Genomic DNA, 2,181 nt, shown 5'->3' on the forward strand with positions numbered 1-2,181 from the left:
GACCCAGGTCGCGCCGGCGGCCACCGCCAGCGCCCTGTGGCTGACCAGTTACCCGGTCAACGCCGCTCTGAGCAGCACCGCCGGAACGGCGCGGGAGGTCAGCCTGGCCGGCGTCCCGCTCGCGGCGCCGGTCCGGCTTCCGGCTGGGTGGGTGATCAGGCAGGCAACCGACCGCGGGCTGCTGCTCGCACCGGTCAGCCCGCAACCGGGAATGACGGTCTACAAGCTGTGGGACGCGGCCGCCCCGGCGGCCAGCCGCACGTTTGACGGCGTCATCGCGGCGACCGCGACCGAGATCGCCTGGGCCGCGAACTGTGCCCGGCAGTGCCGGGTCCAGGTGCTCAGCCTGGCGACCGGCAGGCAGGCCACGGTCAGCCTGCCGGCGGCGACCACCGCCAGCGGCGCGTTCAGCCCCAGCGGTGACTTCCTCGCGCTCCAGGTCAGCCCAACCGGCGTGATCGGCGATGACGGCGCGCTGGGCACCCGGCTCGAGGTCGCGTCCGTGACCACGGGGCAGCTGACGGCCGTGCCGGGATCTTCCGTCAGCAACGACGCCCTCGTCGGCTTCGGCTGGCCGGCCAGCAGCGACAGCCTGGTCGCCGAGTTCGCCTTCGCGACCAAGACCCAGCTCGCGTCCTGGCACCCCGGTGCCACCCGGCCGGCCGTGGCGGTCATCCGGCCGAACCGTAGCCAGGCGTTCTTCATCGTTGGGTAGCGCTCATTGTCGGGTGGTTAGTCCTGTCAGACAGTTACCGCTACTGCGGCCAGGCGTTCGACTTGATGACCTCGACGAAGTCCGTCCGGCGGAAGCCGGGCACAAAATGCTCAAGGACATCGGCGTTGACCGTGCCGAAGGTGGTGTCCGGCCGATCCTTGAACCCGTTCGTGAAGGCGGCCAGGATCTGCCGCTTGAAGTCCGGCCGGGATGGGCCGCGGTCACGGCACTGATGTCAGCCGAGGTCGAACAGCCATACACGCCTGTGCGCCTACGGCGATCCACCCAGGCGGACATTGGAGGCGTTCTTCCTGTCCGGGGACGGCAAGCCGCTGCGCGGTCTCCGGTGACGCAGACCTGTCCCGCTCGGAAACCCGGTCTCGCTTCGTGAGCTGGGGTTTTGCTGCAGGATCAGGGGCGTGGCTGAGACCATCTCGGGGTGCTGTTGTCGCTCATCTACCGCTTGGTGAGATGCCTGCTCGGCTTGCTGGCGGTGCTGGCACGGTCTGATCTGTCCAAGGATGCCGAGTTGCTGGTGCTGCGCCATGAGAACCAGGTGCTGCGCCGCCAGCTCAGCGGCCGACTGCGGTGGGATCACGCCGACCGGCTCTGGCTCGCGGCGCTGTCCCGGCTGGTGAGCCGCCACCGGTGGACGGAGGTCTTCCCGGTCACCCCGGCCACGATCTTGCGCTGGCACCGAGACCTCGTCGCCCGCAAGTGGGACTACACCAGCCGGCGCCGGCCGGGACGGCCGTCCACCGGGACCTCGGTCAAGACGCTGGTTGTCCGGATGGCGCGGGAGAACCCGTCCTGGGGGCATCGGAGGATCCAGGGTGAGCTGGCGCGGCTCGGGCATGCGGTCGCGGCGTCCACGGTGTGGGAGATCCTGCACGCCGCGGGCATCGATCCGGCGCCCCGGGGAGCCGGGCCGTCCTGGCGGGAGTTCCTGGCCGGCCAGGCGCACGCGATCATCGCCTGTGACTTCCTGGTGGTGGAGACGGTGCTACTCAGGCGGCTGTACGTGCTGGTGTTCATCGAGCACGGCACCCGCAGGCTGCACGTGGCCGGGGTGACCACGCACCCGACCGGGGGCATGGGCGGTGCAGCAGGCTCGGAACCTGGCCATGGACCTGGGTGACCGCCTCGGCACGCTGCGGTTCCTGATTCATGATCGCGATCCGCTGTTCACTACCGCGTTCGGGGAGGTGTTCAAGTCCGAAGGACTGAGGATTGTGACCACTTTGCCGAGGACGCCGAGGATGAACGCCATCTGCGAGCGCGTCATCGGGACACTCCGCCGCGAGCTGCTGGACCAGACCCTGGTCCTCGGCGAACGCCACCTGGCCCGGGTGCTCCGCGAGTACCTGAAGCATTACAACGGCCACAGGCCGCACCAGTCCCGGCAGCAGCGGCCCCCGGACATGGAGACGCAGCCTGTCCGTGAGGTGGCCGACCTGCGATCTGCC

At 69.7% G+C, this 2,181-nt stretch carries 3 protein-coding genes; all 3 read left to right on the plus strand.

All coding sequences use genetic code 11. The features are described 5' to 3' along the window. Positions 1–715, plus strand: a 715-nt coding sequence (locus tag WA805_RS00415) for a hypothetical protein (protein ID WP_425241374.1), incomplete at its 5' end; no start/stop codon positions are given. A gap of 439 nt (positions 716–1,154) precedes the next feature. Then, positions 1,155–1,853, plus strand: coding sequence for a hypothetical protein (locus tag WA805_RS00420; RefSeq protein WP_422339285.1), 699 nt, complete (start codon positions 1,155–1,157; stop codon positions 1,851–1,853). Continuing rightward, a partial coding sequence (locus WA805_RS00425) for an integrase core domain-containing protein (RefSeq protein ID WP_425241375.1) occupies positions 1,840–2,181 on the plus strand: 342 nt, incomplete at its 3' end. The genes WA805_RS00420 and WA805_RS00425, both read left to right, overlap by 14 nt.

The sequence above is a fragment of the Trebonia sp. genome (genome assembly GCF_049794275.1).
Classification (GTDB): domain Bacteria; phylum Actinomycetota; class Actinomycetes; order Streptosporangiales; family Streptosporangiaceae; genus Trebonia.